We start from the raw sequence: 8,254 nt of genomic DNA on the forward strand, positions 1-8,254 counted from the left end.
TAACCGTACCCTTAAAATTTTAACTTGACCGCTCCCTGACGCAGGATTTCCCAACAACTAATTTCGTTCCACTTAGCAACAGTAGAAGGCACTCCAGAAGCCAAGATTATCTCCTGTTCGTGGGACAATACTAAAACATCTGGAAATTGAGCATTAATTTCAGCCATTCGACCCAGGGGAGGTTGACCTGAGAAATTAGCACTTGTAGTAGCCAAAGGCCCAGTTTGAGTCATAATTTCCCTAGCAATATCACAATTAGGTATCCTGATTCCAATGGTAGTTGGGTCAAAAGGGTTCATTTCTCTAGGAACCATTTCCGAAGCTGGCAGCACCAAAGTTAAAGGTCCAGGCCAATACTTCTGAGCAACCTCTTGCCATAACTGCAACTCTTCATCACTTCCTCGAACATAAGGCCACAAAGATGCGGGAGTTGCCCCCATCAAAATCAAAGGTTTATCTGGACTACGACGTTTTGCTTGAAAAATTAAATCTGCTTTTTGAGGCAGAGCCGCTAATGCTGGTACAGTATCAGTAGGAAAGCTAACTAAATTACCAGAGATAGCCCCTTTAATGAGAGTCTCAATAGATACTAAGCTCATTTTTTGTTTTTTGTTTTTTAATTTATTGAAAAATTATAGTTAATTCTAGCATCTCTGGCAGAAAAACCCTCAACTTAGGGAGCTTAATAAAATGATTTGAACTTCAAATTAAATTATTTCAACCAGTTGACCTCATTAAAATTAAAGGTTTATCTTGAGTGCGACCCTTCAGTTGAAAAATTACAGCACTTTTGTCAGGCCGAGCTACCAGTTGTGGTACAATATAAGTACGAAAGCTCACTAAATTACCAGAAATTAGTCCCTCAATTAGAGTTTCAATACAGACTAAAGTGATTATTTTTTTGTTTTTTGTTTTTTAATTTTTTGAAAAATTATAGGTAATTTCAGTATCTCTGGCAGAAAAAAACCTCAATTCAGGGAGCTTCATAAAATGAATTGACCTTCAAATTAAATTATTTCAACCAGTTGCCCTCATAAAAATTAAAGCTTTATCTTAATTGCGACCCTTTCCTGGAAAAATTAAATCAGCTCCAGTTAATAAAGCTGACAGTGCTGGTACAGTATCAGTAGGAAAACTAACTAAATTACCAGAAATTGTCTCCTCAATTAAAATTTCAATAAAGACTAAACTTCATAACTTTACCCTCTAAAACAATTTTAGATTTTGTTTGAAAAAAATAGGCAAATTTATAGCAGGGAAAGTAGAATTAGAATAGTATTTATATCATCCAAATATTGATAAATACTATATTTTACCTTTGACTTATCATCAAATCCATGAGTAATTCTGAACAAAAGAGTTGGAAGAAAAGAATAAATGTTTTTTTAATAGGTATAGCTATTCCTGTAACTGGTATACTTGTAGCCATTTTCGTCCCAGAAATTAGATGCTCTTTAGGAATAGCACAAAATAGTTGTAAAAACAAACATTGCAAAAATCTATTCCAAGAAGGAAAAAGAATTGAAGTTAGATATCAACCCATCAGGCTAGACCATATAGAAGTTGGAGAAGTTAAAATTAATCAAGTCACAGATAAAAGTGATGGAATAACAGTAGTAAAAGGAGAAGCAACTCTTCTTGAGCATTCATCTCCAGCAAACACAAATATTGAACTTCCATTATTACAAAAAGATCATAATTTTCCTCATAAGAAAAATCACAAACCTATAAATTTAGATATCAAAATCAACAATGAAATAGGTAAATGAGAATTACTTTGGGTTGGTGATCAAGGTGTTTCAGAAGGCAAGAATGGAAGCTGTGAACCTGGAAAAGCCGGAATATATATGGACTACCCCACAGTACAAAAAAAATACCAATTATATTTTCAACTTATTCCATAAAAAGACCCTGTGAAAATTTTTTGAAGCTCAAGAAAATAATAATTGCTACCTCAAATAAGCCATAGCAAACCGATCAACACCCTCAATATCCGAAAAAATCTCAACCCGACAATAAGCTCCATCATCTTGCAACATTTCAGCCACCATCTCCCCTTGCCCACTCATCATCTCCACCAACCAAACACCACCAGAAACTAAATATAGTGGAGCTGTTTCAATCAAAAATCTAATACACTCTAGGCCATCAATACCACCATCAAGAGCAAGATGAGGCTCATGTTTCCTGACTTCTGGTTGCAAAGTAGAAACCATATCGCTAGGAATATAAGGAGGGTTAGCCACCATTCCACTCACTTTACCTCGCAAATGCTCCAATGGTTCCCACCAAGAACCTTGACAAAAATTTATCTTGTTCCCTAAACCCAATTTTGTCCCATTCTGTCTAGCAATAGCTAAAGCTTCTGGACTACAATCCACAGCATAAATAGAAGCTTCTGTCAATACTTCTGCCAACCCAAAAGCGATCGCCCCACTACCAGTTCCCATATCTACCCAAATTCCTTGTTGAAGATGGGAAACACTATTAGTAGCTGCTACAACCAGATCGATTAAACACTCTGTTTCTGGCCTTGGTATCAAAACCCCAAAACCCACCTCCAAAGAAAAATTCCGCCAATAAGTAACCCCTATTAAATATTGAAGCGGAACCTTTTCATTTAAACGTCTATACCAAAGATTATTCAACTCAACTAAAGAAAGCCTCATTGAAATATTAGGCCAATCTTTAAAAGACTCTAAACGAAGCGTTAATCGATCTAGTCCAGCAAATTCTTGCAACAACCAATCAACCTCAGCAACATAGATACCTGCCTTTAAACCATCACTCTGAGCACTGCGATACCATTGCCAAAGGTCTAGACCTGAAACTACACACTCCGAAGAAAAGTCCATTAATCGCGATCGCTGAAAATTGAAATTTTAATTTATTAATTACCAGATTGTTTTAACTGTTGTACAAACTCTAAAGACTCCCTGGGAGGAATAAAAATAATTTTTTCTAAGAAAGGATCGTCATCTTTCTCCAGGGCCTTAATTACACCTTCAAGATTCACAACTTCAATTTTCACAGAAGAAAAAACATCAGGTTGTTGAGTCTTAGCTCGCTCCAACATTCCCTGCAAATCTTCCTTATTAAAAAACATAGGAATAACTTGTTGTTCCCCACGTTGAATAGTTAAATATCCACCATCAGGTCCACCTTTAGCCATAAATAAAGGTACTCCATTGAACTGGTTAACATCCTGACCATTTTGCTCAAGTAAAATCTTCGCAGATTCAACCTGCCTCTTAATTGGAACATAAGCAAACTGTAGCTTTTGCTGATTATTCTGACTAGATTGGCTCATTTCATAAACTTCACCCAGAGATACAGGCACTACCTTAACCGTAGCTGCCAAATCAGGATTTTCTCCTTTTAATTTTTCTACAAAAGCATCTGCATCACTCTTACTAATAAAAACCCCTGCCACAGAAGAATTTTCATTACCTTCTTTTTTGATAGAAGCTACAAGAGGAGAGCCATTTTGATCGGTTATTGTAAATACAGGCACAGGAGTTAACTTCTGCAAGACTTCTTCTGCAGATAGCGCTAATGCAGACATATCTTTGACAGAAGGTCTTATCAAAGTGCTAGTTACTATTCCTAACACTACACTTAGGCGAATTAATGATTTCATAGATTCTCCAAATTATTTAAAATAATGCAGCAAAAATAAAAGTTATGAACATCAAATAACTTACAGATAGACATGAAAATATCATGTTAATTTGTTCAATAAGCCACTAATAAACATGATTTAATCTTTTTAAGATTTAACTATCACATCAATCATCAAAATATTTATTCCATAGTTTACTAAGATATCCTGATTTTTTTACCGTTTTAAAAACATATTTAGCTGTGATTAATTAATAATTCAATAAAATCATTATTTTTGGAAAAATTAAATTATGGAATTGAGCGATTACTTGATCTCAAACAGTATTTTAATTAATCATAAAAATAGTTTAATTTTATGCTTTTAATTTCACTGAATTATAAATTTTACGAAAATTGTTATTTTAGATAAAAGCTAATCTATGATTAATTTACCACATTAGTAAATTGACAACCATAGGAGTATGATTGATGGAAAAACAGTTATAACTGTAGTTGATTATAACACAATTTTTTCATTTGCTTAAGCTAACAATAAATAAAAACATAGTAGTTTACAGATACTTAAGACATAGTCTTTCTCCTAAAGGAGGGTTAAATTATAAATTATTCAATTCTAGGTTAAGCTATCGACTAAAATTCAAAATTTTTTGCCTCATCCAACGGAATGTATAGATTAATTTTCAAAACTATAACTACATTGAGAATAGGAAAGCATGTCGCTATTAGCGTTCAGCACTCAGCTTTTTAACAAACGAGGGAGTGTATCTGTTTATATAACCCATTTGGTATTAATGTCTGCGACCCGCTTTTTTTTTACCAGGAGTCAGGAGGACTGAGTCAGGAGATGGAGAGAAGACATAAGGGAAAAGGCGGATGTGAACCCGCGTCTCGCCATGGGAACGCCGACCAAGAGAAGGGAACGGGCACCAAGCAGATTGAAAAATACTCTCTACTTCCCTATATCCCCGTCTTCCCATATCTTTTTAAATAGATATCAAATGGGTTCTATAGTTGTTTTAATTTGAGTAGACTACAAAGACTAAGTAACTGTGCAAAATTAATTTAATATTTTGGACCTAAGGAACATAGTATATGATTGAAAATAGAGACCAGGGAACAGCGAAAAGTTATAAATCTATTTGATAAGCCGGACTTAGCTCACTAGAATATTAGCCTAGTGACTTTTGAAAACTTATAGCAATGAGCGCTCAGGTATTTACAATGTCCAGCTCAAAGTGCAGTAAGCGAAAAGGTGTACAAAAAATAATGTGTAAATATGCCAGCGCACATTGCTATATCTACTAACTATTAGACATCTGGTAAAAATCCAAAATCAAATCAATTATCGTACAGAAATTATCAGTTATTTCCCCCTCCATACCTATTCCCTATTCCCTATTCCCTATTCCCTCTTTTCTGGAGATGTCTATTGGGATTTATAGCAATAGTTAGTAGATTAGGACTTATGCAGATGATGATCCCAATAAGGGAAAATGTTTTTCCCACTGTTACCAATTTATTATTCCCTGCTATAGACAAAAATCAGGCAAAAAAAGTCCTTAAATCTATACAAACAGAGGTTTTGAGATCAAAAAGGTATAAATCCAGTAGCGATAAGGATTTTAGCCATTTTTATGGCTTTGACATTTTTTCCTTGCCTGGACTGACTGTTCCTAGGTCATGCTACGCAAACAGCTACTTTATATCAGATAAAATGTCTAAAGACCACTAGATAAGTAGAGCTAAACTTTAGAAGATTAGAAGATTTCATCTCAGCAAGGTATAGCCGGGGTAGACAAGATGCCCAAAAAAGTTTTATTTAAATTTCTGTGCTTCAGGGTGAGGTTTTAAATGTTTATACCTAATTTATTTGTAATTCTGTAATTATCGGGATGACAGGATTTGAACCTGCGACATCCTGCTCCCAAAGCAGGCGCGCTACCAAACTGCGCTACATCCCGGTTGAACTATAAATTTATTATAGCTCAATTTTCACAAGTTGTGCAAAAAAATTCAAAAAAAATTTTACACCAAACAAATTTGCCCATATATTCAGGAAATTTTTAGGAACAAAAATCCTTGAATCATTATCTCTAGATTTTAGATTCTACAGGAGCATCGCACTAGAAATAATATACCAATTGAGTTTTTACAGGAGACAAATTTAAAGTATCCTCAAAACTTAGTTAGTATCTAAGGCCTTTAAGCTACCCATATAAACGTTAATCAACCTTCTTGACTAACTAATAATACATTCTGCATATATTTAAATAAGTTAAAAGTGAGAAAAATGCCCATGCTAAAAAAATCTAAATTCTAGATTTATTAGAATATTATTTGGTTAATCATAATTTTGATCCAATCAAAAACAGCTAATCTGGATACCAGAACATTCCTTTAATTCCCTCTGGGTCAGAGATAAAACCTAAATTGTGGTAAAAATCAACAACATGAGGGTCAGCAAATAAGGTGATATTGCTGATATCCTCGCTACGAAGTTTTTTGATGATGTACTTCATCAATGCTTTCCCCAAGCCCTTGCCTTGGACATCAGGATGAACAACTACATCCCAAAGAGTGGCATTAAAAGCATGGTCTGATGTTGCTCTGGCAAAGCCAATCAGTCTTTTTTGACTGCCTCGCATCTGCCACATAGAGACAACAAGAAAACTATGTTGAATGGCCTTTTTTACTTTGCGTAATGGGCGGCGAGACCAACCAACAGCATTACAGAGTTCTTCAAGTTCATATATATCTATGTCTCGATCTGTACTAAAAAATATACGTCCATTACTTCTATTAGGTGAACGAACAGCTTGAGAAGAAGCCTTTCCTTCCCCAATAGTAGTGTATCCCTCATAATCTGGATTTTGAGGGTGAGATGTTGGCTCAGAGCCGCTAAACAAATTTTTCCAAAAACCCATGCAGGCGTGGTTAAGTTAGTAGAAGTTGGATGACATTATTAGATAGTATATATCCCGTTCCCTCTCTTCGATTATGGCTCCGGGTTTAAAATCATCAACACTAGAACTGCTAAAGCGCTTCAACCGAGCGTTTCCACAGTTTTATGAGCAATTTGTAAGTAGTGATATCCAACTGCAAAATTTGAAGTTAGCATATCAACTGTATAAAAGTAAACAAGCTGTAATAGAACTAAAACCAGAAGGCAGCAAAAGTGCCCTGCACTTTACCTACCGAAATCAATCATTTTTGCTCAGTGATATTTTTGGGGTCTTAGCTGCCTATGGACTAACTATTCATAGCCTCAGTCTTTATGGACAAATTTACCCACCGATGTTGGTCTTTATCAAATTAGTAATATCTAGGGGGGGCAAAGCACTAACAGAGAAAACCTCAGAAAATGTTTGTCGTGCCATCCAAGAATCACTGGCAGGCCGTTTCGAGGTAGAAGAAATGTTAGCTGTAGAGTTTAATCTAGATAGTGGTTTAGAAGAAGTAGCGACAGAATTTTATGTCGATCCTGTATTTCATCTACCAGCACTATTGATTGAAGCAGATAATCAACCAGGTCTATTCTATAAAGTTATGTATGCCATCTGGCAAGAAGATTTGTTAGTAGTTAACGCCAACCTATTAGTTTGGCGTGGGCGAACTCGTCTTATTCTTTATCTTTTGGGGCCTAATGAAAGTTTGATTCCAGAATACTTAGGCCAAAAAATTGCTGAAGGTATGCGACAAAGATTGATGGGAGAAAGATACTAATGTGTAGAAATTAAACATGAAGTGGTGAAAGAAATTATTACCGAAATTACCAAAGGTAAAAATAACAACCAAAAAGGCAAAAGGAATCTAAATACAGCAGATTTGATCAGGCGTGAGTATCCAGTGCGGACTTCTTGCCTGTTATGGGAACATCTGTTAGGGGAGCTTTGAGTTAGCAAACGTTAATATTTGTATCTCATGTACAACCGAATCTGCTGTATCAGAATTCTGTACTCTAATCCAGGAATTAAAACACCCTGGCTCTCTTTAACCAAAGCTGTGTTGTACGTGGAGTTGACATACTCCACTCCCTGAAGTGACCGTCTCTGGGAAAAGTGGGAAAAACATTTCTCTCTTTTATGTCCTAACTTACCTATAGGAATTACCCAAAAAACAAAATTATAGGCCATTTGTAGGGGTTGACGGCCGTTAACCCCTATTATTAAGTCTATCCATTACCCACATCAATTCCCATTTATCCTGACTTGGTCTTCCTGATTCCTAAATCCTACCCTCAGGGCAAACGCATCTCGTCAATAAACTAGGGGTAATTATCAATAAACCGGGTTTTATTGCGCTTGTTGACAATAGACTTTCAACATATAGTGTCTATAAAATCAAATAAACACTACATATAGGGAACGGCAAAATAAGATGCGTTTGCCCTGATCCTACCCTCACTCATAAGACTTTTTCAGCAAACCCTAATCGGAAAATTTTAGTAAATTTCAGTATTTCCCTATTCCCTAATCTCCCGTTCTCCCTAAATCATTAATATACTCAGGACTTACGCAAAGACACTATATATAGAGTATGGTCATCTAGAGCGATATAGCTGCCGCACTTGCTCCGCCAACGCTTAAAAATGGAGAGCGATTGCCTCAGCAAAGCTCCGCTAACGCCTCAA

At 35.7% G+C, this 8,254-nt stretch carries 6 protein-coding genes and 1 tRNA gene; 2 read left to right on the forward strand and 5 right to left on the reverse strand.

Going from position 1 to position 8,254, the window contains the following annotated elements:
• Positions 1-11: 11 nt before the first annotated feature.
• The gene (locus F6K06_RS24765; protein ID WP_124146084.1) at positions 12-599 is read right to left on the reverse strand and encodes an L-threonylcarbamoyladenylate synthase; all 588 of its coding nucleotides are present in this window, start codon (positions 597-599) and stop codon (positions 12-14) included.
• 738 nt (positions 600-1,337) lie between these two features.
• Between F6K06_RS24765 and F6K06_RS24770 the strand changes: the two genes are divergently transcribed.
• On the forward strand, positions 1,338-1,769 hold the full coding sequence (locus tag F6K06_RS24770; protein ID WP_287243343.1) for a hypothetical protein: 432 nt from the start codon (positions 1,338-1,340) through the stop codon (positions 1,767-1,769).
• A 180-nt stretch (positions 1,770-1,949) separates the two neighbouring features.
• Here F6K06_RS24770 and prmC read toward each other — a convergent pair whose 3' ends face one another.
• From prmC to F6K06_RS24790, 4 genes are all read right to left on the reverse strand, one after another.
• Complete coding sequence (gene prmC / locus F6K06_RS24775) at positions 1,950-2,855, reverse strand: peptide chain release factor N(5)-glutamine methyltransferase (protein ID WP_124146085.1); 906 nt, start codon at positions 2,853-2,855, stop codon at positions 1,950-1,952.
• A gap of 35 nt (positions 2,856-2,890) precedes the next feature.
• Positions 2,891-3,640: a Tic22 family protein gene (locus F6K06_RS24780; RefSeq protein ID WP_124146086.1), complete on the reverse strand. Its 750-nt coding sequence runs from the start codon at positions 3,638-3,640 to the stop codon at positions 2,891-2,893.
• 1,871 nt (positions 3,641-5,511) lie between these two features.
• Positions 5,512-5,585 (reverse strand) — tRNA-Pro (locus F6K06_RS24785).
• Positions 5,586-5,996: 411 nt separating this feature from the next.
• Entirely contained in the window at positions 5,997-6,548 is a 552-nt protein-coding gene (locus F6K06_RS24790) for a GNAT family N-acetyltransferase (RefSeq protein ID WP_124146087.1), read from the reverse strand.
• A gap of 73 nt (positions 6,549-6,621) precedes the next feature.
• Here F6K06_RS24790 and F6K06_RS24795 point away from each other — a divergent pair, with 73 nt between their 5' ends.
• Positions 6,622-7,347 carry a hypothetical protein gene (locus F6K06_RS24795; protein ID WP_124146088.1) on the forward strand — a complete coding sequence of 242 codons (726 nt, stop codon included), beginning with the start codon at positions 6,622-6,624 and terminating at the stop codon, positions 7,345-7,347.
• Positions 7,348-8,254: the final 907 nt, after the last annotated feature.

The organism is Okeania sp. SIO1H4 (assembly GCF_010672695.1).
GTDB classification, from domain to species: domain Bacteria; phylum Cyanobacteriota; class Cyanobacteriia; order Cyanobacteriales; family Microcoleaceae; genus Okeania; species Okeania hirsuta.